The organism is Duncaniella sp. C9, from assembly GCF_004803935.1.
GTDB classification, from domain to species: Bacteria; Bacteroidota; Bacteroidia; order Bacteroidales; family Muribaculaceae; genus Duncaniella; species Duncaniella muris.
The window spans coordinates 3,243,851-3,269,776 of record NZ_CP039547.1; the positions used below are offsets into that span (position 1 = coordinate 3,243,851).

General features: G+C 45.2%; 27 protein-coding genes and 1 pseudogene. 19 read left to right on the forward strand and 9 right to left on the reverse strand.

Going from position 1 to position 25,926, the window contains the following annotated elements:
- Positions 1 to 8: 8 nt before the first annotated feature.
- The 5 genes from E7745_RS13845 to E7745_RS13865 are packed head-to-tail and all read left to right on the forward strand — an operon-like array spanning position 9 to position 3,074.
- Entirely contained in the window at positions 9 to 536 is a 528-nt protein-coding gene (locus tag E7745_RS13845; RefSeq protein ID WP_124076039.1) for a hypothetical protein, read from the forward strand.
- A 10-nt stretch (positions 537 to 546) separates the two neighbouring features.
- Complete coding sequence (locus E7745_RS13850) at positions 547 to 987, forward strand: hypothetical protein (protein WP_124076038.1); 441 nt, start codon at positions 547 to 549, stop codon at positions 985 to 987.
- A gap of 26 nt (positions 988 to 1,013) precedes the next feature.
- On the forward strand, positions 1,014 to 1,445 hold the full coding sequence (locus tag E7745_RS13855; RefSeq protein ID WP_124076037.1) for a hypothetical protein: 432 nt from the start codon (positions 1,014 to 1,016) through the stop codon (positions 1,443 to 1,445).
- An 8-nt stretch (positions 1,446 to 1,453) separates the two neighbouring features.
- Positions 1,454 to 2,062, forward strand: a complete 609-nt coding sequence (locus E7745_RS13860) for a hypothetical protein (RefSeq protein ID WP_124076036.1) — start codon at positions 1,454 to 1,456, stop codon at positions 2,060 to 2,062.
- A gap of 25 nt (positions 2,063 to 2,087) precedes the next feature.
- A complete protein-coding gene (locus tag E7745_RS13865; RefSeq protein ID WP_124076035.1) occupies positions 2,088 to 3,074 on the forward strand; it encodes a hypothetical protein in 987 nt (328 codons plus the stop codon).
- 51 nt (positions 3,075 to 3,125) lie between these two features.
- Here E7745_RS13865 and E7745_RS13870 read toward each other — a convergent pair whose 3' ends face one another.
- From E7745_RS13870 to E7745_RS13905, 8 genes and pseudogenes are all read right to left on the reverse strand, one after another.
- Entirely contained in the window at positions 3,126 to 4,160 is a 1,035-nt protein-coding gene (locus tag E7745_RS13870) for a hypothetical protein (RefSeq protein ID WP_124076034.1), read from the reverse strand.
- A gap of 2 nt (positions 4,161 to 4,162) precedes the next feature.
- Positions 4,163 to 5,176 (reverse strand): relaxase/mobilization nuclease domain-containing protein, encoded by a 1,014-nt coding sequence (locus tag E7745_RS13875; RefSeq protein ID WP_124076033.1) that lies wholly within the window; start codon positions 5,174 to 5,176, stop codon positions 4,163 to 4,165.
- Entirely contained in the window at positions 5,173 to 5,523 is a 351-nt protein-coding gene (locus E7745_RS13880) for a hypothetical protein (protein WP_124076032.1), read from the reverse strand. Before E7745_RS13880 ends, E7745_RS13875 begins: the two co-directional genes overlap by 4 nt.
- Before the next feature lie 216 nt (positions 5,524 to 5,739).
- A pseudogene (locus tag E7745_RS13885) lies at positions 5,740 to 6,048 on the reverse strand (DUF3408 domain-containing protein); the annotation flags it as partial.
- 194 nt (positions 6,049 to 6,242) lie between these two features.
- Positions 6,243 to 7,325 (reverse strand): DUF6371 domain-containing protein, encoded by a 1,083-nt coding sequence (locus E7745_RS13890; protein ID WP_124076030.1) that lies wholly within the window; start codon positions 7,323 to 7,325, stop codon positions 6,243 to 6,245.
- Between the two features lie 90 nt (positions 7,326 to 7,415).
- The gene (locus E7745_RS13895) at positions 7,416 to 8,789 is read right to left on the reverse strand and encodes a DUF3987 domain-containing protein (RefSeq protein ID WP_124076029.1); all 1,374 of its coding nucleotides are present in this window, start codon (positions 8,787 to 8,789) and stop codon (positions 7,416 to 7,418) included.
- The gene (locus tag E7745_RS13900) at positions 8,770 to 9,102 is read right to left on the reverse strand and encodes a helix-turn-helix domain-containing protein (RefSeq protein WP_160631921.1); all 333 of its coding nucleotides are present in this window, start codon (positions 9,100 to 9,102) and stop codon (positions 8,770 to 8,772) included. Before E7745_RS13900 ends, E7745_RS13895 begins: the two co-directional genes overlap by 20 nt.
- A 380-nt stretch (positions 9,103 to 9,482) precedes the next feature.
- The gene (locus tag E7745_RS13905) at positions 9,483 to 10,487 is read right to left on the reverse strand and encodes a DUF6043 family protein (protein WP_124076028.1); all 1,005 of its coding nucleotides are present in this window, start codon (positions 10,485 to 10,487) and stop codon (positions 9,483 to 9,485) included.
- A 707-nt stretch (positions 10,488 to 11,194) separates the two neighbouring features.
- On the opposite strand from E7745_RS13905, the gene E7745_RS13910 reads away from it, so the two are divergent.
- From E7745_RS13910 to E7745_RS13965, 12 genes are all read left to right on the forward strand, one after another.
- Positions 11,195 to 12,370 (forward strand): phage integrase SAM-like domain-containing protein, encoded by a 1,176-nt coding sequence (locus tag E7745_RS13910; protein ID WP_168182151.1) that lies wholly within the window; start codon positions 11,195 to 11,197, stop codon positions 12,368 to 12,370.
- Between the two features lie 208 nt (positions 12,371 to 12,578).
- A complete protein-coding gene (locus E7745_RS13915; RefSeq protein ID WP_136409060.1) occupies positions 12,579 to 13,847 on the forward strand; it encodes an ATP-binding protein in 1,269 nt (422 codons plus the stop codon).
- A gap of 68 nt (positions 13,848 to 13,915) precedes the next feature.
- Positions 13,916 to 14,254, forward strand: coding sequence for a hypothetical protein (locus E7745_RS13920; RefSeq protein WP_136409061.1), 339 nt, complete (start codon positions 13,916 to 13,918; stop codon positions 14,252 to 14,254).
- Positions 14,255 to 14,475: 221 nt separating this feature from the next.
- A complete protein-coding gene (locus tag E7745_RS15285; protein WP_168190002.1) occupies positions 14,476 to 14,652 on the forward strand; it encodes a DeoR family transcriptional regulator in 177 nt (58 codons plus the stop codon).
- Between the two features lie 267 nt (positions 14,653 to 14,919).
- Positions 14,920 to 16,047, forward strand: a complete 1,128-nt coding sequence (locus E7745_RS13930) for a hypothetical protein (protein WP_136409063.1) — start codon at positions 14,920 to 14,922, stop codon at positions 16,045 to 16,047.
- A 238-nt stretch (positions 16,048 to 16,285) separates the two neighbouring features.
- Positions 16,286 to 16,615, forward strand: a complete 330-nt coding sequence (locus E7745_RS13935; RefSeq protein WP_136409064.1) for a DUF3853 family protein — start codon at positions 16,286 to 16,288, stop codon at positions 16,613 to 16,615.
- Positions 16,612 to 17,655, forward strand: a complete 1,044-nt coding sequence (locus tag E7745_RS13940; protein ID WP_136409065.1) for an AAA family ATPase — start codon at positions 16,612 to 16,614, stop codon at positions 17,653 to 17,655. The genes E7745_RS13935 and E7745_RS13940 overlap by 4 nt, the downstream gene beginning before the upstream one ends.
- Before the next feature lie 86 nt (positions 17,656 to 17,741).
- On the forward strand, positions 17,742 to 18,629 hold the full coding sequence (locus E7745_RS13945) for a toprim domain-containing protein (RefSeq protein WP_136409066.1): 888 nt from the start codon (positions 17,742 to 17,744) through the stop codon (positions 18,627 to 18,629).
- Positions 18,616 to 19,104, forward strand: a complete 489-nt coding sequence (locus E7745_RS13950) for a DUF3408 domain-containing protein (protein ID WP_168182153.1) — start codon at positions 18,616 to 18,618, stop codon at positions 19,102 to 19,104. The genes E7745_RS13945 and E7745_RS13950 overlap by 14 nt, the downstream gene beginning before the upstream one ends.
- 184 nt (positions 19,105 to 19,288) lie before the next feature.
- On the forward strand, positions 19,289 to 19,675 hold the full coding sequence (locus tag E7745_RS13955) for a hypothetical protein (RefSeq protein ID WP_136409068.1): 387 nt from the start codon (positions 19,289 to 19,291) through the stop codon (positions 19,673 to 19,675).
- Positions 19,656 to 20,612: a relaxase/mobilization nuclease domain-containing protein gene (locus tag E7745_RS13960; protein WP_136409069.1), complete on the forward strand. Its 957-nt coding sequence runs from the start codon at positions 19,656 to 19,658 to the stop codon at positions 20,610 to 20,612. The genes E7745_RS13955 and E7745_RS13960 overlap by 20 nt, the downstream gene beginning before the upstream one ends.
- A gap of 2 nt (positions 20,613 to 20,614) precedes the next feature.
- Positions 20,615 to 21,358 carry a hypothetical protein gene (locus E7745_RS13965; protein ID WP_136409070.1) on the forward strand — a complete coding sequence of 248 codons (744 nt, stop codon included), beginning with the start codon at positions 20,615 to 20,617 and terminating at the stop codon, positions 21,356 to 21,358.
- Positions 21,359 to 21,646: 288 nt separating this feature from the next.
- Here E7745_RS13965 and E7745_RS13970 read toward each other — a convergent pair whose 3' ends face one another.
- Positions 21,647 to 23,683, reverse strand: a complete 2,037-nt coding sequence (locus E7745_RS13970; RefSeq protein WP_136409071.1) for a TonB-dependent siderophore receptor — start codon at positions 23,681 to 23,683, stop codon at positions 21,647 to 21,649.
- Positions 23,684 to 23,835: 152 nt separating this feature from the next.
- On the opposite strand from E7745_RS13970, the gene E7745_RS13975 reads away from it, so the two are divergent.
- Both E7745_RS13975 and E7745_RS13980 read left to right on the forward strand, forming a co-directional pair.
- The gene (locus tag E7745_RS13975) at positions 23,836 to 25,254 is read left to right on the forward strand and encodes a HAMP domain-containing sensor histidine kinase (RefSeq protein ID WP_136409072.1); all 1,419 of its coding nucleotides are present in this window, start codon (positions 23,836 to 23,838) and stop codon (positions 25,252 to 25,254) included.
- A complete protein-coding gene (locus E7745_RS13980; RefSeq protein ID WP_136409073.1) occupies positions 25,244 to 25,924 on the forward strand; it encodes a response regulator transcription factor in 681 nt (226 codons plus the stop codon). The genes E7745_RS13975 and E7745_RS13980 overlap by 11 nt, the downstream gene beginning before the upstream one ends.
- The last annotated feature ends 2 nt before the right edge of the window (positions 25,925 to 25,926 follow it).

Consider the following 25,926-nt stretch of genomic DNA (forward strand, 5'->3'; position numbering starts at 1 on the left):
ACAATACAATGGGAAAATCGAAAACAATCGGAATAATAACGGTATTCATAATGTCTATACTTGTATTGACATCATGTGATAAAGAGGGATATGAACCAATATCAACCTCCACGGATGCCTGTCAGATAATAGTGCAATGTCTCGACCACAGTGGGAAAAGCCTTCTTGATAACAATAAATTTGTTGATGGCATTTCTATCGAGGGGGATGCTTCACACTCAAAGATAAAATATGATGTAAAAAATGCAAATGGAGGAAAGGTTCTGTCTTTCATTGCTGAACTTCCTGATCAGGACGATATGAAATGGTCGAAAGATAGAAGCGAGGCCAATGGTATCTCTAAGATGACCATGAAGTTCAAAAAACACAAAATTGAGCTGAAATGCCACATAAAATATATCGCCAACCGTCCTCCGGCAGTATCAGGTGGCAAAGCCACACTTGAAGAGGTATCATGCAATAACCAGACATTCAAACGCTCTGGTAACAGCGTAACCATAACACTACGTATGGATAAAAACGGCAAACTCTTATAAAAATATAATAATGAACCAAATTAAATTCCTGATTGTCGCTCTGATAGCGATACTCGCATTCGCCTCATGCAGTGAGGACGAACCTGCAAGAATGTTGTGGGAAGTATCCGGCAAACCGGCAGGAAATGTGGAGACATCTATTCATTATGATTATAATTCTCCAGTATGGATAACTGTCGGAGGCTATGCCGCTGAAGTTATTTTGAAATGCTCCAATTATTCCGAACTGTCGATATATGGTCAAAAGAATGAAGACGGGAAATACGTTGACTCTGATTGTCGGTTTTCAGCAAAAGTTATAGATCCAACAACCGTAAGAATATCATTTGACTATATGGAAGATGTGGACTTTACGGAAAAATCATGCTATCTACAAATAGATGGAATCAATGGTAAAGATATGCGTACAACAATGGTAACTATTACGCGTAAACATCTCAATTATAAATAACAAAAATCAATCAGATAAAAGACCACATGATTACAAAATTAAAACTAATGATGATGGTGTGTTTTGCCATCATTGTGTTCGCCTCATGCAGCGAGGACGAACCCGCAAAAATGCTGTGGGAAGTTACGGCTACCCCGGCAGAGAGTGTTAAGGCGGCCTTCGACCCAAGTTTCTACCACCAGATTCAGATTACTTCTGATGGGGAAGGCGGTGAAGTGACGCTCAAATGCACCAACTACAAATCACTTAATCTGGTTGGTACCACCAAAAATGAGAACGGGGAATATTTCGATGCTGATTGCAAATTCACGGCAAAAATCACGGATCCCGGAGTTGTCAAGATAATCCTCGACAAAATGCCCGATGGTTTCAAAGAAGCGAAAACAATCCTTCAAATCGACGGAACTGAGGGGAAGGACTCTAATACAACGACTGTTGATATTACACGTAAACCATAAATGGAATAATGAAAAGAGGAATTACCTTATTAGCCTTTCTTTTAGTCATGGCTGGATCTGTCTTCGGACAGACCGACCATGGCTATAATCTATACGGTCAATTTTTAGGTACCTCAACAGGCATTGGAGTGGGGCTTGACAGCCGTTTTAAGGCAGGTGGAATACTTGGCTATTCATTGGGGCTTGCTTTTACTGACATTTCTTGGAGTAGAGATGATGGGCTGGATGGGTGTTATGCCAGCTATGATGCGGAAAGCCGGGGAATAAGTATTCCTTTCGAGATCAATGCAATTTTGGGTAAACGTGCCAGCAAATTTGAAATAGGATTTGGCATGACAACATATCTGGTCAATAGAGACGAGCTGCATTATAAAACTATCTTCTTCCCTTCAGAAGAAGATGGAGTATTGGATTTTGAAAGGTACTCAACCCGTAAAAAAGTTTTCCGACCTAACATTATTGGTACAATCAATATCGGATACCGACTTCAACGTAAATCCGGATTCTTCATGAAAGTTGGATTATCCTTACTTATTGGAGACCTGAAATGTTCACCTATTGACGGTGTAGTTGCTTTACCGAATATTTGTCTTGGATATACAATCCCTCATTTTTAGTGCATTATAACATGAGATGAATTGCATGAGAAAAATTAGTAAGATCTTGACTGCAGTGACTTATATTATTGCTTGTTTCCTGATTGGTGGATGCAATTATGATGAACCCACACCGGGTAATGATTCCAATCCGGATTCTGATAAAACATGTGCCTTAGCATGGGATACGATTGTTTGCAATCAGTTATCGGTAAACGAGCTTTTCATCGGTTCTAAATACCTCGGAGTTCAGAACTGGAATTGCAATGGCAATCCTCCAGGCATATATCCGGCAGCAGTTTTTCCAGAAGATGCCTTTGCAACCACGTTTGATAAGGAGGTTTCCGGTAAGAAAAATCCTATTGTCGTATATACCAACTTCAGTGATCCCTTTATTTCGACTATAGAAAACCCTTCCGGAGTAAATTATAGCCGGTTTCTGAAGAGTATGCTCAGGTCGGAGGAATATCAATCTAACTCTGAACCCCAATTGAATTTATATAGATGTGCCAAAATGAATACTCTTGATAGTTTCATAAAAATATTCCCTGATAATCCATCTTTTGCCGAGACCTTTGAAATTATAGTAAAGCAAAAGATGGATCTTGATAAAATCAAGAGTTGGACTATCGGAGAAATTATATTCAAAGGTTTTACTGTCACTATGGATGTGCCGGAAAAGGGTATTTTTGCAAATGAGATGCCATCTAAAAATGGATTGGTGTATGTCAGGAGCATTACTTATGGCTCCACAGCGTATTTTGTTATTGGCAGCGATTTGACATATCCTGAAGTCAGGGCCATTATATCTAAACCATCTATGATTGGAACTGAAAAACAAAATCTGAAAAATACACATGTAGTTCTCCTTACCAATTCAGGCATTGACCAAAACGCGGAACTTCATACTGAATCCGATGCCTTGTATGATTATTTCAGACATCCCTATATCGAAGGGAACTATGGCTATCCCATATACTGCACAGGATGCTACCTTAAAGACAATTCTTATATTCACATCTCTGTAAAATAAAAATCTCCACCGAAGAATTTATAATGAAATGCTCGGTGGAGAATTCTTAAATTAATATTCGTAACCTTCAGGGAGAGAAGGCTTGGCATCATCGGGGATGTGAGGGTTGGCTCTCATTTGCTTGATTGCTTCTATCTCACCGGGAGTGTAGCGAGTCGGACTTTTGTGAGGCATCGGTAGTTCATCCGGTTTTGATTCAGATTGTGCCGGGTCTACTTCCTGCGGAGATTCTTCTTTCTTTTTGGATTGCCAATCATCATGAGGATAGAAGAAGTTGAATTCAGGTCCAGTTGACTCTCTCGTAACGATGAGATCTTTCCAACCATCTTTTTCAGCCTCATCTGTGCCTAACATATCCTTTTCTATCCTGTCAATAAACTTACTGTCATTGCTGATTGCTCGTTGGGCGCGGTATAGCCATTCAATGTTTGTGAGTTCCCGGTTCTCTACTTTGACAGAATGTATCCAATAACCCAAACCGAAAATGATGTCCACAAGACCAATGATGACAAAGGATAGAATCTTGATTTTCTTATCTCGCTTCGCCAACTTTTCCTTCAGGTCTTCATCAGTTCGCAATCCATTTATCTGATAGTAAATGTCAGCTGCATCCTTGACGCTGATGCCATCATACTGCTTTCTGCCATTATAGTAGGACTCCGTATGTCCTTTCTCTATGATGGGAGTCAGATTTGAAGTGACTTTTGACACGAATACCTCGCTTGCCTTTTTAACAATCTCATCGGTCTTGTCCTCCGGCTTCGGCATTGCCTCAACTGCCTTTTTGAGATCTGCCATGCCTTGGACGACAAGAGCCATTGAGCCGTTCATAGTCTGGATTATTCCGGTGAGTGTGGCGACATCCTCGCTTTTGGCGAGATTATCAGGAATTTTAATCTCCGTAATTTCCATTGGCTCGGGGGTGGCAGGAAGCATAACGGGAGCCGATATTTTCGTTGCCACATTTGCCATCTCATTCTTAATCTCCGTCAGTGCGTCCTCCAGCCGTTTCATTTGGCGGCGGAGCAATTCCATATCCATGTCCCCGCACTGTGGAACAAGTGAGATGTTATCTTTCTTTGCCATAATCAGGATAATCTGGGTTTGTTGTTACGTTTTCTTCTTCTCTTCAGCAGTTGGTTGGCTGCGGCCTGCTCGTTCTCGTCAAGGTGACCGTTTCCAAGTTGGAACGCACCGCCAACCATATTGCATATAGACTCGCCAATATCAGCGGTCACTTCCGCAGCCTTTTCCAGAGTCTCCATTGTGGATTTTGCCAACGACACTACTGCCGACTGATCGACACTGGCTTGATGTGGCTGAGTCTGCCTCGGCTGTGACTGTCGGCTATGTGACTGCGAATTGAAAAGGCTGTCGAGATTTCTGAATTTGAACTGCTCTCCGACATCAGAACCTTTCACCTTGTAGTCGCCAAGTTGGAAGGAAACGCCCTGCATCTCGGTAGTGCCACGGCGGTATTTCGGAATGATTGAGATGTTCTTTTTAGCCAACTCACGCGCAAAACTATTCCAGTCGCGGGCATTTTTCAATGCTTCCGTGGCGGCGATTCTTATCTCCGCTTTCGCTCTCTCAATGCCGTGCAGTTTCTCTAAATCGGGGTTCTCCTGCTTGGGCAATGCAAGTCCATACTTCCGTGTCAATGCCTCGCAGACCTTCTTATTCTTGTAGCGGTTGCGTCCGCACTCCATACGCTTGCCGTTGTTGCCTACCATATTGAACACGATATGGCAGTGCGGTTTGTCGGTTTCGTAATGGCGGACTATGAGCCATTGGGTCTTGTCGAGGCCCATCATCTTGATGTAATCTTTCGCTATCTGAAGCATCTTTTTATCGCTTAATTTCGGTCTGTCCTCGGCGGCGAAAGACAAAGTTATGTGTCCGGCGGGGTTGCTTATTCGATGGTTCAGCATAGACTGCGACTCAAAACTTGCGATTATCTGACGGCGTTTCGTACCCAACAGACCATCGCTTCCGAGTATCTTCCAAGTGTCGGGAGTGAATATTCTTTTGTCGTGTTTCTCGCGGGTGACATAGTCAACCTTTGAACCGAACGACCCGGATTTCAAAATTTTTCCTATCATCTTTGTGTCCGTTTTTTGAGATTTATGAGGATGTCGGCCATTGTGTCAAGGCAGAAATTAGCCTTGTCTTCAATAGCGGTCAATCCCTCGGTATTGCCTGTATGGGCGATTTGATTGAGATTGGGTCCGAGTTTTTTCAACTCGTGGATAAGGGCTTTTTCCTCGTCAGAGAGGAATGCGATGATGACATCCTCCAAAGCCCGGATGCGGACATATTCAGCCTTGTTCATACCTGCCTTTGCCGAGAGAATATCAACGCGGTCATACTCGCCGTCATTGAAACTTATCTTGACATACCTGTCTCTTTTTGCCGAGCCGAGGCGCGGTCTTCCATTCGATTTATCCATGTTGTAAATCATTGTAATCGGTGTAACCATTATACCGGAATATGCGACCATCGGGAGGCAGGCAATCAACCGTCAGGCTGTCGGATTACCCCCTTTTGAGGAACTCAAAAGGTATCTTGCCACTACTACTGAATCAGGCTGCGCAGCATACCTCCGTTTCCATCCAGACGGGACTTTCTGCCTCCCGATCTGTCGCTTATTTCCGGCTGTCAATTCTCAGAGTTTGCGCCATGCCTCGAGGTCGTCGCCGAACAGGTCGAGGTGTTCGCAGATGATGCGCTCGGCATAGCTGCCAACGTTTGCGCCACGGTCGCCGAGAATACGGGCGTAGCGTTCAAGACGCTCCCATGTGGCATCGCTGATGTTGAGCGAATGTCGCTTGACAATCTTCACCGGGATAAGATATGTTTCCTTGTATTCGCCGAACTCCAGCTTTCGCTGCTTTATGCCCACACGCTGTTGCTTGGGTTGTGGCGTTGCGCTCTGTTCATTGTTGAACAGATTGGCGTTGTTGTCGGGAGTGTTGCGGTCGTTGCTGTTAACAGCAACATCAGAGTTAGCGGTGTTGACAGGCTTTACCTAGTCAACGGAATTGGGTGTAATATCAGATTTCATAATATCATCAGATTTTGGAGTTATACAATCGGTAGATGTTTTGCCAGTCTTGGGTGTTGACTTGGCAGTGGAGGGAGAGGTTGTTGACTGAGGTTTCTTGTTGATCATATTTTCTCGTTTATACGGTTTGACAATGTTGTTTCGGTTGTCGGGTCATACCGCTCAACCGACACTAATTCGAGTTGCAGGTCATCTATGAATTTCTGCAACATCGGATACTTTCTAATCATACTTTGTAGTACTGCTTGGTCTGGCTCTATTCGCAGTAGATAGTCGGCAATATCATATCCGGCTGACTTGTCGGTATCATCGGCAACATCATCCATGAAGTTGAAGATGGAGGCTTCGATACCGAGCGACTTCATCAATGGCAGTTTCTGCCGCCACTTCTCGGTCGCCCCCAAATCAGGATAGAGGATAACCTGCCGTCCACTAAGAACCCGGAGTGCCTCGGCATTGAGGCAACCGTTCTTGCCGCCGGTAGCGAGCCACACATATTCGGGCAGATACCAACTCGCTATCAGTGCTGTCTTCTCGCTCTCGACCAATGCGACAGGCTTGCCACGGTTCATCGGCAACAGATGCTCACCGAAAAAACATTGACGGAGATTGTAGTGCGGCAACTTCATCAGCGAGTGGGCCCACGACACATGGTTGAATGGCTCTTTGACACGCTTGCCACTTTCGGCATTGTAGAGCATAACTTTCCCGGTGCGGACACGCCCGTTTATGTCGGTCTGCCAGAACACACATGCTCCCGGCCAGTGCTTCGATGTGCCGACGCAATACTCTCTCATCATACGCTCCGCATCATCGGGTCCGAACTTCGATTTGAGGAACAGAAAGAGATTGTTTCGGTCGTAACCGTGCAGAGTCTGTGAAACAGTCTCTGCCGCAATGAAAGAGGCTGGCTTGGGCGGCTCGGTCGGCGTGGCTATGCGGGCTGACGGAGCTGACCAATCGGAGTGCTGAGGTTTGTGCTGTGGATTGCGATCAAAATATTCCTTTGGTGTGAGGTGGTAGCCACAACTCTGCTCATGGTCACATCTGCCGACATCATCAGGAAACGTGAATTGTTTCTCGGTGTCGATGTATCGAGAGAAACAGCGTTTCTTGTGACAGGCGGGGCAAGAATGACGGCTTCCGACACCACGATAGGGTTGGAGAATAAATCGGTATCCACTCATAGTTCTATCAAGATTTTGGTTGCACTATCTGCATTATTTGCATTTTGACGGAGCGAAAATGCGGAAAGTGCAGAAAATGCAGGTGGATAATCATAATTTCGCATAGACTCCGTGACGCACCTTTTGGAAATGGATGCCGGTGAACCGCTTGACAAAATCCTTGAATGTCCGCTCTGCCATAGAATTGGCTATCGCAATCTCAACGCCTTGCTCGGTTGTGAACTCCTCCGGCAGTGCGGCTATGACAGCCCGTTGCAGTTCTGACAGCGACAAATCCTTGATTATGCCCTGCACCCTTGTGGCGGTAGCCTTGAAATAATCTACAAGGCCTATGGCATTCTTCACCGAAACAAGATCTATTTCAGTTTTGTCAGCCTCGCCACAAGCCCACCGCGCTATCTGGATTATCAGACAGAAGCGTATGGCATGGAAATCGAATTTGCTGAACACTCCTTTTAGAGCATCGTTTTCCTCGCGGTTGCAGTCCTCGGTGTTTTCCCGTTGCCACTGATAGAGCCGTGTCTTTGCCTCCGGCGAAAATCCTATGATTGTCGGGATAACCTTTCCGTCTTCATCAGTTTTGTATGGCATATCCACAAGTCTGCTGATAATCTCAGCCCATGTAGCCTCAATGTCGAATGACGGTTCTTTGTCGCTCCACGCCTGTTTATCCTGATTGTTGGCGATGACGAATAGAAGGCGGTCGATAAAGCCGTTTGAACTGCGGCTGCCTTGGGCGAGTTCGTTGAGGATGCCGTTCTGGATAGTGCCGACAACAGACACAAACGGTCTTCCGATATAGACGGAGTCTTTCGCTCCCTTGCGGTCGGAGAATATCGGGTTGGCGTTATAGAGTTTCAGCCAATACTCCTCGTCAGAGCCTTTGTTGTAGCGGTTGAAATTCTTGAACCATCCGGCAAGTTCATCATTCCACATGCAGATGCCGCGCAGATTGTGGGAGTGAATAAGCATCATTGCCTCCGGCGTAGCGTCAGAAATCAGGAACCGCTTGTTAACAGGCAATACCGGGTGAGCAACAGTCCTTTCTTTCATCGGTAATTCGCACTGGCGGTTGTACTCGGCAAGTTCTTTCTGAAAGGCACTGTTGTTTACGCCGTCAATATCGGAGAAAGGACGGATAGCGAAGTTCAGAGGATGCGACTTGCACGCTCCGGGTCTGCCGACAAGAGCCATGAACAGAATGGCACTCTCATCCCATTTCCCTTTCAGCCGGGCAAAATGGGTGTTACCGATGCCAAGACCGAGAGCCACGAGCATAGCCCCGGCAAGATAATCCACCGGATAACCGTAGCAGTCGTTAGCCTCGCGGATAATCCGCTGAATCTTCATCGGCATGGCACCAAGCGGAAAATCACCGCCACGCATACTAACACACATATCCACAGCCTTGCCGAGAATGAGCATAGGGTCAATGCCTTTGGAGTTAGATGTGCTCTTTTCCATACTTTTCCAGAATCGTGTTTACGGCAGATGTCTTGTAATAGACTTTGCCTCCAAGTAGAGTTGCTTCCAAATATTGGCTCTTGCGCCAGTTGCGGAGTGTGTTTGCACAGACTCCAAGAATTCTCATTACCTCCTTGCGGGGAATGAGTGGATCCTTGTCTGCCGAAAGCATAGCCGGCAGAACCTCCTCCTTAAATTTTTCGATAGCACGTTCAGCAGTGTGCTCGACCACTTCAAGGAGGTGACCCAGAGGGAGCGTGATTGAAAGTCCGGTCAGCTCCTCCGGTGTGAATTTTGAAAAATCAAGATTCATTGTTAAAATTCCTCGCGTCATCTGGATTAATCAATGGACACCGACAACATGAAATGTCCAAGGGTCGCATCGCTATGAATTGGCTTCTCTCTGTCGGTTTTTATTGCATGGGGTGACCGGTCTTTACCTCAGCAATGATTACGGACTTTCGCCTTGTCGTTGCGATTTGACGGTGCAAAGAAAACACATGATTTATGTTTCTCCAAATTTATAACGCTGATACACAGTGGTTTATATTCGCATTGATTCGTAACGAAGTAAAACGAAGAATTTTTCTTTTCAGCGACCCTCAAAATTGCGCAGAAGGCGGTACGGATATGAAAAACGGGAGCCATCCGACATCACTGTCAGATGGCTCCCGTCAATAATATTTTTATATGTCAGCAGGAGTATGCGTAATCCTGCACTCCCAATTTCTCAACAAGGTCATTGTAGGCGAACATGTATTCCGGTCTCTCAAATGTCATGCAAGGGACTTCCACTCCGCTTTTCTTTGTGATTGTGGTAGGCGTAAGAAGCATTTTCAAATTATCCTGTATGCCTCTATGCCCGGGGATGCGGATGTTGGGCTTTTTCTCATAACGCTGTTCAAGAGCCGCATGAAATTCGACAACGGAGGTATTGGTAAGGGAACGGCTCTTTTCAAGGACAAGATAAAGAAGAGCCAAATCCTTCCCGCTTTGTTTGATATGGATATGCTCATCAATCGACCCCAATAGATATTCATCACTGTTGGGCAACAGTTCTTTCAGGCTACGGCGTTTCTTTTCTTTGCCGGGAATGGGTTTCTTTTCTGAAGTGCTCTTCATTTCAACCTTTGTCTCTGTCGGTATTGATTTGAATTTGGCAACAACTCCAGCAGTAACAACCGGAGTGATCCCCATGTCTTCCATCTCAGACACGAACTTCACCCAATCTTCCTCTTTACGAGCGCCAATAGTCAGGCTGCGGTTGATGATGGTTTTTATATTGAACGATGCGAGTCTGCGCAGAAGAAAATTTAGTTTACCATCCTGAATCAACTCCTCGCCATATTCAACCATACACTCGAAGCTGCGGCCGAAAAACAACCAGCTCAACATTGCCGGAACAATGCAATCAGGCATCTGAGCCCTGAAATGCAGGGCAAGTTGGTCTTTAAGTCCTCCATCGGTAAGAATCTTTTCCAGATCTTCAATGCCCTCCGAGCGGTCATTCTTCAGATAGAGCAGAAGTGCCTTCTCATATTTCGGCACAAGCATAATGGCAGTCTTGAAGACTTGGTCGAAACCGATACCTCTGCGGTCGTGCATAAGGTCGGTAAAATTGCAATATTCCTCCTGATGATTCTCATACCAGTGGCGGAGGGCATCACTGGTAAGTTTGTTCTTTTCCTCTTTAGTCATATAGTGGGCTTGGGTGAGTGAATGAGCCAAAATAAGCATCGACATTCAAAACGCTCACTACACAACTATTGTTCGTCACCAATCAAATTATACCCGTTTTTGAGGCAACATCAATTATTTTCAGAATTTTTAAGGAAATTTTTTGTCCACTGCGTGGTCAGAAATCAATTTGGTGGACAAATTGTGGACAATACTTATAAAAGAAAATCTCCAATCGCTTGATATATAAGCGATTGGAGATTCATAAAGGTGGTCCCACTTGGGCTTGAACCAAGGACTCCCTGATTATGAGTAGGTGGAAGACGTGATTTTGAACGAAACCGTATGAAACTTTGTTAATAGAATACAGTTTGATTATCAGATATTTGCAAGCGCAAAACAAAATTTATAATTTTGAATGAGACCTCTTGAAACTCGCGAGTTGTGTTCAAAATGTGTTCAAATACCATTTGCTGAACACGCTCCCTGATTGTTTTATTGGGTCCGGCAGATCTGATAAAAACTTGAACACAAATCTGAAAATATCAAATATGAATAAGGCTCTCTTCAGCGACGAATCCCGGAGATTCGCAGGGGCGATGGTGTATATCATTCTCGCTCCTGATAATAGATATAAATTCGACACAGGCAAATCTGTGCCGTTGACAGTCTGCGTCACCCATCAGCGGGCGAGAAGATATTTCTCGACCGGATATAAGGTGTCATCAATGAAAGAATACGAGGCTCTGTTCTCAAAATCTAATACAGCCATCGAAACTCGAAAAGAACTTCGCAAGATGTTTGATCGGGTATGCGCCAAAGCTGATGAGCTTATCTTGCTCAATCGCTTCTCTGTAGCCGACTTGAAAAGTTATCTCGACAAGTCGGAAGGGAAAGTGACAGAAAAAACGATGAGAGCAGATGATACTTTTTCTTATTGGGCAGCTCTTGGAGCATCGAAAGAAAAAGTAAAGACCCGCGCGATGTATTCTTCCGCGCTTGATTGGTTCAAACTGTTCCGCAAGGATAAACCAATTTCTCTCGGTGCTGTCGATACCGCCATATTAACGCGTTTCGCCAAATGGCTTGATGAGCAGAAAGCGCGAAATGGCACAGATCTGCCGCTTTCTTTGGACACGCGAATGGTAATTCTTCGCGCCACTCGTGCTGTGTTCAATCAGGCATATAAAGACGGACACACCACTATGGTTCCCAATTTCAAAGGTCTTATTCATGCAGGCAACCGTCGCCGCTTGAATGCCTTGACTGTGGAAGAAGTATTGAGGTTGTGGGAATATTGGCTTGCTTCTCCCGATAAACAGTCAAAATATGCCCGTGCCGTGGGACGCTGGTTGCTCCTTTATTGTCTCAACGGCATGAATACCATAGATATGGCTAAACTTGTCTGGACAGAAAAAGCGGCAGTTTCACAGAAATTTCCGCAATTTGTTTTCATCCGCTCTAAAATTGACAGGGCAAACAAACCTGTCGGCAAGCAGCTTGATGAAACATCAGTGCCGATTATTCCGCAGTTACGGCAATTGCTTGATGTGTATGCATCACCATATAGTCCCGGTGAACTGGTTTTCCCTGATATTTTTCTCAATGCCGTCACTGATGAACAGAAAGCAATCCGTGTTCACGACTTTAACCGCCGCATCTCAAAGAACATAAAGGACGTATGCGAATCGCTCGGAATCCAAAGTGTCACTCCCCAGTATGCCCGCAACTCGTTTATCTCGGCATTGGCGCATCATGGGGTCATGACCGCTTACATAGACTATGCGGTAGGTCATGCCACATCGGAGGTGTCTGCACTCCTTGCAGGTTATATATCCAACGTAACACCCGCTATGATGCAGGCTTTCAATGAGAAAATATTTATCGTGCCTCCGATTCAATGATTTCTTCCCTTCTAATACATGCTTATAATCTGCCAAATCTATAACTTTTGAGCCACTTTTGGCAGATTATAACAGGGTTTAGCTGGACAAGGATGTATTTATCGTAGTACGTATCCCTTGAATATGCCTAATTATCGTAGTTTACAAGTTGTAATTTTGCGGGTTTACCGAAGTTTTATTATCTTTGCGCCATAAATATAAGACATTAATGGAGGCTTCAGTACTGCTTGAAATATTACGAGACCAACGAGAGGAACTTGACACTCTTCGTTCCCAACGCTTTTGCAAACGGAAGGAAGAAGATATGGTTAAACTTGAGAGCAAAAAGGCTCAAGTGGTAATAGGTGTACGCCGCAGTGGAAAATCAACATTGTGTTTCAACGTATTGGACAAAGCTCAGGTAAAATTTGCTTATGTGAATTTTGATGACGAGCGTTTAGTCCGTTTGTCAGCCGAGGATCTGAACGATGTATTAAAGTGCCTTTACCAGATTTATGGTGATTTCACTCATTTATTTCTTGACGAGGCACAGAATATAGAAGGATGGCATCTTTTTGTCAATAGACTGCTTAGGCATGGAATGAAAGTGTTTATAACCGGTAGCAACGCAAAACTACTCAGTAGCGAACTTTCCACATATCTCACCGGACGCTATAATGAAATCGAATTGTATCCTTTCTCGTTCCGTGAATTTTGCGAAATGGAGAAAGTGGAAACGACGAATCTTTCTACAAAAACTGACGCCTTACTTCGCAGAGCATTTGACAAGTACATGGAGACAGGTGGTTTTCCGGAGATAATCAGTGGAGAAGAAACTGCCGAGGAATATATAGATACTCTGGTTTCAAATATTCTGGAAAGAGACATCGTGCAGCGTTTTAAGGTAAGATACAAAGATGCCTTTAAGTCACTGTCTCATCATCTTATGAATAATGCTCCATGCGAAGTTATATATACAGCTTTGCAGAAGACTTTTAATTTCAAAAATGACAAAACCGTTGAGAATTATGTCGGATACCTTTATCAGGCTTATCTCCTGAAACAGTTACGCAAATATTCTACCAAAAGCAGCGAGCGGATTCGTAATGCGAAATGCTACCCCATAGATGTATCGCTTATGAACGCCAGAAAGGATGCTTTTGCAAAAGATAATTTTGGATGGAGGCTTGAATCTCTGGTTTATTTGGCGATATGCAGAAAATATGGAGTCGGATACGATGTCTATTATCACAAAACAGAGTCTTACGAAGTTGATTTCGTAGTCTGTCATCGAGCAACGGTTGTTGAACTTGTACAGGTCTCCTATGACATATCCTCGGAAAAAACTCTCAATCGCGAAACTTCTGCTTTGGTGAAAGCCGGGACATCACTAAAATGTGACAAATTGACTTTGGTCACCGCCTTTGAGGAGCGTGAATTGGAGGTTCAGGGACAAGTCATTGATGTCTGTGCTGCTTACAAATGGCTTCTGATATAACCACATCGCTCGTTTTTAACTCCCCAATCCTGCTACAGCATAGAATAACAATCTTTAGAACGTAAAATATGACAGAATCAGACTTCATAAAAGCAATACAGCTTCTTTTCCCAAAAGGAAATCCTTTGAGAGAGTTCGCCGATTTTGTATCAAAAGGAAATAGCATTGAAAAGCTCACTTCGCTCCTTTTTGTCAAGGATCGTCTTGAATCGGAATATAAGTTAGCCGCCTTTGCCCAATTATACTCTCCAAATAACAATCACACCCGCTATCTTGAAGGCATTTCGTCCGCCCTATCCGAATGTAATAATCGCATAGTGCAACTGACGGATAAAGTCTTACAAGATGAGATGCAAAAGAAAGTCCTTGACAATATAAGAGAGATAATGAATAGAAGTGGATTCTGAGTCTCAACATTGGATACGGCGAGAACCTCGGTTCCGGTTTCCCTCTCATTCTCAACGCATGGCAGGAAAAGCACTGGTTGGAGCCGCAGCTCATTGAACAACCTGAGCTGATGCAGGTTAAACTTGAACTGAAGATAGTTAGTGCGGAGAATCTTACTGCCTCACAAAGGGGGCAGTAAGAGGGGCAGAAAGAGGGGCAGAAAGAATTGTCTCCACGCCAATTGGAGATAATTCATCTATTGGAGAATACTCCCGGTGCAACCATGCCGCAGATAGCGGAAGCCATGGCAATTACATACCGTACAGTCCGTAGGGATATGGAGTATCTTCAAAAATCTGGAATTATATCGCGTGAAGGTGGGCGCAAAGAAGGTAGATGGATTATAAATAAATTTTAATCCTTCATTCTGCCATTTTCATTTTCTATGCCTTATGGCGCATACGATGCGTCACGCCCAGTAAGCGGTATAAAACTTTCTGAAACGGTTTTTTGGGGGGGTATATTATAGGGCTTCGTTATGAATGGCTTGTAGTTTGTTAGATCGGTGAACACTTGGTGAATGGAGGTTGTTTGATATGCTGAATGTCACTATGACGAAAATTTCAGTAAATCGGCATAGCTATTGGCATTCATATTCATCAACCCGTTAAACACTACCCCGCCAATGCCAAACCATACGACCCTACGCGATGTTGTGCCAATATTGGAAGATTTGAGGCAGCTTACGAAAGCTCCGCTGGTAGCCAAACAGGATACAATTTTATACAAGCGAATTGCCGAAGCCACCAGCAAACTATGTTCTATTGATATCGAAAACGCTATCATCGAATCTCACGCCTCTGGAGAAATCGGAAAGGTACAAGCTGACCAAACCCGAAATTACTGTGCCGAGATTGCAACAAGGCTACTTACATTCTGGAGTGTATTCCATACGTTGGACCGTGAACGTAAGAATAAATCCAAGGCAGACATGATAGACGGGTACGAAAGCAACCACTTCCTTAAAGAAGTGGAGATGTTCTATATCTGTGCAGCTCATTATGAGTACGCGCTAAAGGCTTGTCACAAAATCCCGGTGCCTGACGACTGGACGATAGATAAATACAAACAGGAAATCGAGCAATTCCATATGTCTGAAACCCGTGAGGGATGGCTTGAAAAGAAACGGGAGTTCCTTAAGAAATTACAGGAAAGCGTTGAATATGATGAATTTCTGTTGAAGCCATCATTCGATGTGTACCATGAGTTGCGAAGTGTCTGTCGTAGAATTTTCATCACGGTGGAGCGATACTTTCCGCCATGTGAAATTCGGTTACATCCGAAATGTAGGGAAACCTTTATCCAAAAGATGCAGGTCCCCAATGGTAGTTATCCGGCACCTGAACAACCTGTAAAACAGAATCAGACAAATACGAAATCATGCCGCCAATGGGAAGAAGATCTGTTCCCTATGATACTTGTTTCGGAGTTATACGAAGTTTGTTCTGATGTTTTCGACAGCACCGAGACTCAGTTCCATTCATCACTCAATCTCCACGGCAAACATGAACCTATAAAGATACGTCCCAAGCAGAAAATCAAGGCTTGCTATCTCATATCGAAATTATACGAAATTGTTCCGGCCAAGCACAAAGCGGCGTGGCGTGAGGATATTCTCGCTCATCTTGATATTCAGTGGAGCTACTACGAAAAGAAGTATTGTCATCCACGCGGCGATGATGCCAGTGTGTCAAGCAGAGAGTATGCTGATGAGATTGACAGAATCCTCAAAAATCATAAAAAGCGAGCATGAGAGTCCATGCAACTTAAAGATACCACTCGCGCACCACTTTCACCACTTGAAATTCCACTTTTGAGACCTTATGATGCTACCCGTTAGAGTTTGATACTCTGACGGGTAGTTTTGTTATATCCATAGTCATACACCACATACACGCCACTCATGACCGGCAGTAATTTTGCAGTGTCCGGGAGTTACTCGGATGCGCTCTACAAGAGGGCGGTACGTACAACTCTAAACAACACTGCGTATGACAAAAGACCAGTTACTCAAACTCCCTCTCTGGCAGTACACCGGAGAACAATTTTTAGAATTACTTGACTCTCATTTTGTCAAGACCACGACCGCAACCGAAAACGTGACCTCTGACGAAAATGTTTCCACCACAGCAAAGCGTTGGCTCGTTTATGGAATCAACGGACTCTGCGAACTTCTCCAGTGCAGTAAGGCTACCGCGCACCGCATCAAGAATAGTGGCGTAATCAAGGATGCCATTACACAAACAGGCAGAAAAATCATCATAGACGCCCAGAAAGCACTCGACCTTATGCAGGCTTATAAGGAAGGAGGTGAAAAGTGAGCGAAGTAAAGCAAGACATCCTCCGACTTTGGGAGGAGAAGCAGTTGCGAATCACTGATGAGATTCAGACTGCGCCGGAGGTGCTGTATGCCAACGGCAGCGTTATCGGCACGCTCGGCAACTTCTCGGCATCAACCGGAAAGGCAAAGAGTAAAAAGACCTTCAATGTCGCCGCCATTGTCGGGGCATCGCTCGTCAACGGCAAGGTATTAGGTTACACTGCCGAGTTTCCTGATGATAAGCGCACAATCCTCTACTTCGACACCGAGCAAAGTCCGTATCATTGCCAGAAGGTCATGGAGCGCGCCCTGCGACTTGCGAAACTGCCAACCGACACACATCCGGAGCACTTGAAGTTTGCCGCTCTGCGCCAGCTTACGCCCTCGTTGCGCCTTGAAGTCATCGAACAGGCGATAATCAACACTCCCGGTGTCGGGCTTGTAATCATCGACGGTGTGCGTGACCTGATGTATGACATCAACTGCGCCAAGGAATCGACCGACCTTATCGGCAAGCTGATGGAATGGACTGACAAGTTCCAGATACATATCCACACGGTTCTGCATCTCAACAAGAGCGACGACAATGCCCGTGGTCATGTCGGCACAGAACTTAACAACAAGGCCGAGACCGTGCTCCAGATTAGCCGAAGCAAAACCGATGACACTGTTTCGGAGGTATGTGCCGCCATGATACGCGCAGCCGAGTTTGACCCGTTTGCCTTCCGTGTGAATGACTACGGTCTGCCGGAGATAGCCAGCGGATATGTGTTCACCGAACCGGGCAAGAAAGCCAAAGATCCGTATCCCTACAAGGAGTTGACCGAGGAACAGCACCGCGAAGCGTTGGCGGTAGTTTTCGTCAACGGCCCGATAAAAGGTTGTCGCAATTTCGAGGCGGCATTGAAAGCCGGATATGCCGCCTGCGGACACTCGTATTCCAACAATAAGGTCAAGGGCTTAAAGACCTTTCTTGACAACAAAGGCATGATTCGCTACGAGAACCGCGAGTATATCTACAATCCGGATTTCTACTATTGAAAACCACAATTTTGGTTTGGTTTGGCAAAGGGCATATATAATAGAACCTGAACCACGAACCAGCTCACCCAAACATTTTAGAACTCATGCTCAAAGAGATTAAATCAATCCCTTTAGCCGACTTCTTGTCTCAACTCGGACATGAACCGACGGCGAGAAAAGGAACGAGGCTATGGTATAAGTCGCCATTACGACAGGAATATACGCCGTCGTTTAAGGTGGAAACCACGCTCAACTGCTGGTATGATTTCGGACTTGGCAGAGGTGGAAGCATCATAGACTTGGCAACCGAAATGTATCAGTCAACAGACCTGCGCTATCTCATGCGTTGCATCGCTGACAGTTGTCCGGTGCCATCGGTGCAGACAGTCGCTTCCTCTTATCCCCAGCGGCATTCTGCGCCGAGCATGGAGCGATTTGAGGTCATGCCACTGGAACACCGCGCACTTGTCGCATACCTTCAAGAGCGTGGTATCCCGGCACACATTGCAAAAGCGAAATGCAAGGAGGCGCATTACTGCGTCAACGGTAGATTTTATTTTGCCGTGGCATTTGAGAATGTCAGCGGTGGCTGGGAACTGCGCAACAGATATTTCAAGGGTTGCCGGGGACGCAAGGACATCTCATATCTGCCATGGGCGAGAGATGGCCCGTCAACAGAGTGTGCCATGTTCGAGGGATTCATTGATTATCTCTCTGCGCTCACACTCGGAATCATCAGCGGAACAGATGCAATCATACTCAACTCGGTTGTCAATGTCAACAAGGCTGTGCCTTATCTCAAAGACTACACCACCATCAACTGCTATCTTGACAACGACTCAGCCGGACAAACAGCACTCACCGAGTTGACAGCCGTATATGGCTCAACCGTGATTGACCGCTCTACGCTATACTCCGAGTTCAATGACTTGAATGAGTATCTCACAAATCAAAGTTTCACCCAAAACACACTTTCCAATGAAAACAAATAAATCCACCGCATCCAAGTCAACCGAGTTGACCGATGCACCCGAAGCCAAAGTATCAGCCATCAAACCTCAAATTATTATGCAACCGGATAACTCCATCAACTCAACTCCCACTATCAATGCTATAAACAGCGACAACACTGTCAACAGCACCAATTCTACCAACACAGACAATCTGTTCGACAACGAGCAGACAGTATCACTCTCAACCGATACGACAGAGCTACCGAAGCAACAGCGTATCGGCAAGCAAAAGCGCAAGTCAGATTACGCCGATTTCAAGGCTACCTATCTTACGCCGGCAAAGCTGGAGAAGCGTCATCCTGTCAACATAGAGGACAGCGTATGGGAGAAGCTCGAACGCATCGCCCGCATCCTTGGAGACCGTGACACCACCGTCGGCAGCTACATCAACGCCGTCCTCTTGGAGCATCTCAATCTCTATGCCGACGACATCGAAATATGGCGTAAACTCTGAGATGATAATGTCGGGATACCACTGCACCCGGTACACCGTGGGGCAGCTTCCCGATGAACGTAGTGAATTGGGAAGGCAAGGATATGTTTCGGGATTTCTTTTTCTCCGAAAATGCTTCCCGAAACTGCGCAGCATAAGCCGCTCTTTACCTCCCCAATCCACATAAACCACAACAATGTCTACAATGAGTAAATCAACTGTCAGAAAGGGTGGTCGTCCCTCTAAACCGACCGATGAGAAGCGCACCCATGTGGTGACAATCAAACTTAACGATGTCGAGTACTCCGACCTTCTGGAGCGGTCAAAAACCGCCGGAGTAAAGATGGCGGAGTATGTCCGTCACGGTGCTTTCCGGCTCACTATCGTCAGTCGCCTGAACGAGATTGAAAAGGAGATTGCCAAAGGAATACTAAATCTCAGTTCCGATTTCAATCAGGCAATGACCTGTTTTCATCAGCTCAAACTTCGCAGCGCGGCAAATAAATTAGCCACCGTTGTCGATAAGATGTTTGACATTCTCAAAAAATTAAGACCCAATAAAGAGACTGATTATGTTTGCAAGAATACTTAAAAGCGGCTCGTTTCACGATGTCGTGGGGTATGTGACGCGCCAGTTCCACAACCCTGAAGAATATACGCCGGACACATGGCGCATAATCGGAAGCGATAATATCTTCACCTCCGACTATGCGAAAATGGTGCAATCGTTTGAAGCGGTACATGGATTTATGCCCGGCAAGGAGAATCCGGCAGGACATATTTCCATCAGTTTTGACAACGCCGATGCGCCTCGCCTGACCGATGAATTCATGGCTCAGCTCGCAAAAGAGTATATGGAAGGAATGAGAATCAAGAACACCCAGTATCTTGTCGTGCGCCATCTGGAAACCGAACATCCGCATTTCCATATCGTCTATAACCGTGTGAATATGTCAGGCAAGGCAGTCGACGAGCGCAACAATTTCAGGCGCGGCGACCGTGTCGTAAAGGCTATCAAGGACAAATACGGACTCACATACTCGCCGCTGAAACAGAAATACGAGGACAAAATTCCGGTATTTAAGGAGCGGATCAGTCAGGCGATTTATGGTTGTAAGTCGTGGGATGAGTTCTCGCGTCGACTCGCCTGTGCCGGAATTGAGGTAAAATTTCAAGACGACCACAACACAGGCAAACACATAGGGGTGAAATTTACAGACGGCGATATAACGATCAACGGGTCTAAAATCGACCGTGCTTTCACATATCGCCGCCTGAACAACCTCTTTGAGTTTAACCGCAAGCATGGGCAACAACAGTCTGATCATGCTCCGACGCGCCCCAAAGTAACGGTCGAATATACCCCGACGCAAAAGCCCTCACTTGTAGAAGATGTGATTGAAGTCACCGTCGGGGCAATCGGAAATTTGTTCACTCTCGGCCCCGGCTTCGACCCGGAGGAACAGGCGTTTCAAAACGCCATCAAGAAAGAAGAAGCCAAACGTAAACGCAAATTAAGAAGAATCTGAATATGTCAAAGCTATATGATGACGTCAAGAAACAAGGAGAGCAGATTGACGACCTGCAAAAGACAGTTACCAACCACGGCACACGCATCGAGACCCTCGAAACAAAAGCGAAGGCAACGCCGCCGACACAAGCAGTCAATCAAGGACCTATAACGGTGAAATTGCCCGACAACATAGCGACCAATGAAAGCGTCGGCAAACTGCTTGATGAAAAGCTACCGGCAACCACAACCGACGGCACACTCAAAAAAGTTATGGAGCAACTGCCGGGTAGCCTGTCGAAAGGAGTTGCGGATGTACTGTCCGACAATTTGGGAGACAAGGTCAAGGACGCTCTTTATGAAGGATTCCGCAGGGAGTTTGCGGATGAGCGAAGAAAGCTCTATGACGTGGTGAACGACATGCGCTACAAAGCCCAGTCGATAATCTGGGGGCAATGGTGGCGTGCTACCCCACATTGGGTCTATGCCATCTTTGTGGTTCTGCTTCTCGCCGCCGGAGGTTTCGGTTATGGATTCTTCTATCAGCTCAACGAAAACTCAAAGCTAAAAGATGTGGAATGGCTCTACCGATACGAAAGGCTTTGGTGGGAAGGCAAGGAACAGGAAGATATGCTCCGCCGAGAAAAAATCTTTGCTGTCGGCACACAACATGAGCAGGATTCAATAAAGAACCGCACCCGCCAGCTCGAAAAATCCCGACACATAGAAGAAACCTTCCTCTATTTCAACCCCACGGAGAAATAGCATTACTCTAATCGTAAGACAGGCAACCCCAACATTTCTGCCGAGGTTGCCTGTCTTTGTCTATTGTATGATTAAGCTGATATTATTTGAACTTGTATAGAAAGAGCGTATCCGCACGTGCAGCATCTGATCGTTGCAGCCCTTTAATTTGGGCATCAGACATTCCTGTTTGACGATATGGTTCATATCCTCGTGTTGTAACAATAACTTTTTTCTCTAAGCTACAAGAGCAAAAAGCCATCAATGTTATTAGTAGTAATAAAATTCTCATAAATCAGTAGTTTAACGCTATTTTCCTGTGCCAAAACGCGATGTGTCAATGTTTGTTTCTTTGGGTTTGAAGCCGTTGAACCGCCAGATGAATGTCAGTTTGAGATTGTGAGACATGTCGCGCACTTTCATCCGGTAATCCTGACCGGCATGGTTGATAGTCATGGTCGGCGACCATTTATTGAAAATGTCATCGGCTTTCAAATCAAGTTCACAGCATCGATTCTTTCCGAACTGCCATTTTACGCCGGCATCGACTTTCCATATACTCGATAAGTCGGCTATACCCTGCAATGATGGCGAGATGTAGCTGAAATCAACGGTCAGTGATACCGGGCAGTTCTGACTGAACTTAAAAGAATTGCTAAATTCACCATAGAATATCCACTTGCTGTTGTCAAAGCCGATGTCATGAAAATGGTCGGCTTTCTCCCGCTGATTGAAAACATTGGCTGTGGCCGTGGCATTCCAGATATATCCTACACCAAAAGGCGCATAAAGATTAAGCCCGACAACGCGCTTATAGTTCATGTTGATGGTCTGATAGATGAGATTCATGGCATCCGGCGATTGGTAAGGAAGCTGCACCGTGGTCTTGTCGCCATATTGGAAATAGAAGGTCGCTACATATTTTTGCCTGAGGATATAGTTGAACTGGGCATCATATTGAATATAGGGTTGCAACTGGAGATTACCGACAATTGTCGAGTAGTCGTTAATGTGGCTCGTGCCGCCATGTAGTTCCCAATATGAGGGATATATGCGTTGGGTGTTGAAGTTCAGTTGAAATATGCTTTTGGGTGTTTTGTAGTAAGTCGCCCCGAACTGAGGAATGAAATTCCAGTTGTGCTGATATTTAGTGTAATAATACTCACCCTTTGCCGAAAGATTGAACGACAGTCCCCAGTCGAAAGACCGTTCTGTGCCGACGTAAAAACTCGCCACATCTTCGTTGAGAATATCATCGAAATCGGGATTGTCGGACATTGCGTAGTGTTGTGAACTGTGATCTTTTGAGTGTTGATATTCCGCGCCATAGTTCAGTTGCCACTGTCCAAGCTGATGCTGTTGGTCAATATATGCATGCCAACGGTTAATATGCTGACGGTTTTCAGAGCCAAGAAGGTAGTCTGTGTCCTTAAATAATGACTGTGAGCGGTTTTCGGAATAGCGGGTGTAGTCACCTCCTATTGTCATGCCGAATGGCGCCGTGTAGCGCAGGGCGATATTATGATAGCCGACAGGCGACAGCATGTTGTAGGCATTTGTATAGTTGCCCAAAGTGCCTGATGAGAGACTCCATCTCTTTGAATCGGAGATTATCTGACCGTTGTAAGTGAGTTTGAGCGTTTTCCAAGAAGCGGATGCAAATATGGTATTGCTCCAGTTCTGACCGATTCGGCGCATGTCATCCTCAATCATAGTTCGCTTACCATCATTAAGATGATTCGACCATGTTTCCTCGCGGCTCCACGATTTACTGCGCGTCAGTCCGTAGTTCAAGTCAAAAGTCCAGTCCTTTATAGCGTATGCGGCTGCAAGTACACCGCCATACGAACCATAATGAGCCTGATTGTATCCGGTTCTGACTTGTCCCTGCAAGCCGTCGAGAGGCGTCGGCGTTTTCAGAACCACGTTGATTACCGCGCCATTTACATGATACTTTGCCGGAGCGGAATACATAATCTCCACGTTTTTCAGTCTGTCAACCGAAGTGTTGTAGAGAAGTTGATAAAGATTCTGGAGCGGCATATTGGTAAGCTCACCATTGAGAATAATGGTGACATTGGAAGCTCCCGCGAGCCAGATCATACCGTTATTGTTTGTGATGCCGGGCATATAGCCAAGGGCTTCAAGAATATTGTTAACCGGTTTGTCCTTGACTATTCCGGGGAGGTCGACTACCATAATTCCGTCCTTACCTTTGACTTGTGGTTTCTCTCCCTTTACAACAACCTCATCGAGCTGTCTGGTAGAAATTGTATCAGTTGCTTCCGTCTGAGCCACAGCCGATATGAACGTAATGAATGAAGCGAATAATATACCTTTCCTCATAGCTGTTTCGTTTTTGTTTGATGCAAAATTACAGGCATATGGTCTTTGGCAGATAATTCTCAACCTTATTTAGTCTTAAATGCTCCCTTATTTAGTCTTAAATTGAAGTGTTACTAAACAATTGTGTGACGGATTATTAGTAACTTCGCATTATGAAACGCTTTAAGACTATCTCGACTACGTTTATTGTTGTCATTGCAGTTATTTTCAGCTGCAATGTCTATTATCTCGTAAGCCTGTATAATTCTATAAGAAGTAATGTCGAACGCGATGTAATGACTGCTTTGGCCGATGCAGATATTGACGACCTAATGTTTCGGGCAGGGAGGGCGCAGGCATTGGCATCAAATGTACAAATGCAGGAAGAAGTTGAAGAGAAACAGGCTCCAAGAAAAGCGGAGGCAACAACATATAGAGATGAAAACGGTCAACTCATATCAGTCCGGACTGAAGCTGACGGAACTGTTATTGAAGAGCGCGCGATGTTATCTGAAAACGCGTCCTATTCCAATCAGATGGTTGATGCTATGAGCCGGCAATTTCACGCTATAATGGATAGATACATCCCTTACGATATGGAGGTTATGGATAGCGTCTTATATAATCAACTTTCCAATAGGTTCATATATCCGGATTTCCTATGTGTGGAAGTTGTCAACAGTAACGATTCCGTGATTTGCGGCAATCCCAAATTCAACGGAGAATCAGGATTGGATTCATTCAGCTTCAATATCAATCCTGACGAGGGAATATATTACAAGGCATATATGACACCACTGACCCGCCATATCCTTTCGCAGATGTTTGGAATCATTATTACGGTATTTCTTCTGATGGTTGCATTCTCTCTGGCGTTTTGGTATCTGTTCCGCACAGTCTCGCGACTGCGCACCATTGAGGAGATGAAAGATGATTTTGTCAGCAATATGACCCATGAATTGAAAACGCCTATTGCCATAGCATATTCAGCCAATGACGCTCTGCTCAATTATGACACAACCAACGACCCCGACAAAAAGACAAAGTATCTGACGATTGCAAACAAGCAACTGAAACGACTTGGCGAACTTGTGGAAAATATCCTTGCAATGAGTATGGAACGTCGAAAAACTATGAAACTCAGACCAGAAGATATACAGTTACGCGAGTTTGTAGAAGAAATCGCCGCAGCCCAGCGTATGAGAGGCGATAAGGATATAACCATCAATGTTAATATTCCTGAAAATACCACCATTGAGGCAGACAGGGCGCACTTGGCAAATGTACTGAACAATCTGATTGACAATGCAATCAAATACTCCGACGAGAGTGTTGAGATAAGTATATCCGGCGACAGCCATGACCTTTCGGTAAGAGATAACGGCATCGGCATTCCGTCAAAATCCATTCCCTACCTGTTCAATAAGTTCTACCGCGTTCCGCATGGCAACCGTCAGGATGTCCGTGGCTATGGCATAGGACTATATTATGTAAAGAGTATTCTCGACAAAATGGGCTGGGATATTGAGGCCAAGAGTACAGAAGGTGAAGGCTCGGTGTTCACTATTAAATTCAGCAAAGATGAGCAATAAGATACTGTTTGTAGAAGATGAGGAAGACCTGACGCTGATTGTCGCCGACACTCTGCGCGGGCAAGGCTATGAAGTTGTCACTGCTGTTGATGGCGTAGTCGGACTTGAGAAATTCAAAACCGAAGCTGCCGATATAGTCGTGGCTGATGTCATGATGCCCAAAATGGATGGGTTCACTATGGCGAAGGAGATAAGGAAATTGTCGCCGACAGTGCCATTGCTTTTTCTCACCGCAAAAAGCACAATAGATGATGTTGAGCAAGGTTTTGAAATCGGAGCCAACGACTATCTTAAAAAGCCCTTTGAACTCCGCGAACTGATAGTGCGGATTAAGGCACTATTAAGAAGATATGGTGACAATCGCACCGAGGATATCCAGTTTGCAATTGGAGACTATACTTTTAACGTAACGACCCAGACATTGTCATTTGGCGACAAAGAAACAGAATTATCTCACTTTGAAGCCAAGATACTTGAACGTCTGGCCACAAATATCGGGAAGACTGTCGATGCCTCAGAACTGATGATTGCCGTGTGGCAGCGCGATGAACAAAGCAACCGCAACTCCCTCCATGGTTACATTCACAAACTACGCCGAGCCCTGCGTCACGACCCCACAATTTCTATCATCAATCAACGTGGGTTCGGCTATATGCTCACCATTAAATGAAC